Source organism: Undibacterium sp. SXout7W, from assembly GCF_049339385.1.
GTDB lineage: Bacteria > Pseudomonadota > Gammaproteobacteria > Burkholderiales > Burkholderiaceae_D > Undibacterium.
Window position 1 is genome coordinate 1 of record NZ_JBMPPF010000058.1, and the last position, 824, is coordinate 824.

General features: G+C 49.0%; 1 protein-coding gene. It reads right to left on the minus strand.

Annotation, left to right across the window (positions count from 1 at the left end):
- Positions 1 to 114: 114 nt before the first annotated feature.
- Positions 115 to 660, minus strand: a complete 546-nt coding sequence (gene cysC, locus ACO0LB_RS20465) for an adenylyl-sulfate kinase (RefSeq protein WP_423052526.1) — start codon at positions 658 to 660, stop codon at positions 115 to 117.
- Positions 661 to 824: the final 164 nt, after the last annotated feature.

The following is an 824-nucleotide window of genomic DNA, read 5'->3' on the forward strand; positions in this document are numbered from 1 at the left end:
TACCAACCGGGCTGGTCATGCCAGCATGAAAGCGCGGATTTTGCAGCAACAAGGCTGCCAGCAGGGTAGAACCCGAACGTGGCAAGCCAGAAATGAAATGATATTTTGCGGCTGTCATAGAGTGTTAAATTCTTTAGCAAAGGAAAAAAGTTGATTGATGGCATCAGGCAGCGCTACCTGATGAGTATCAATCACACAGTCTGGTGATGCGGGCTCTTCATAAGGGGCAGAAACTCCCGTCAATTGCAATACGGGATTGTTCTTTGCCCGTGCATACCACCCTTTGGGATCGCGTTGCTGACAAATATGCAAAGGGGTGGCGACGTGGGTTTCGATAAACTGCGATGCGCCGATGATATCTTTTGCCGTGGCTCTTCCACTGGCATGTGGCGACACCAGTGCAACGATGGCGTAGATACCATTACTGTTCAGGAGTTTGGCCATTTCTGCGGTGCGTCGGCATTGTTCATCGCGATCCGCAGGTGAAAAGCCCAGATCTTTAGACAAACCTTGTCGTAATTCATCGCCATCAAGAACGCAGACGGGGAATCCGGTAGCGCGCAGACGTAATGCCAGCGCATGTGCCAGAGTGGTTTTACCAGCGCCGGGTAAGCCGCTCAACCACCAGGTGATGGTTTGCTGATGCAGCTTTTGTGGCATGTATGTTTGTTGAGTGGGCTGCATTTCACCATCGCTGATCTGCCACATGAATGCGGGACAATGTCGAGTGGTATCTGACTTACCGACACGACGGTATCACTGCATTTATCGGGCAAAAATAAATTAAAAAAATATCAAATCAGTATGCATTTATACAATATGAA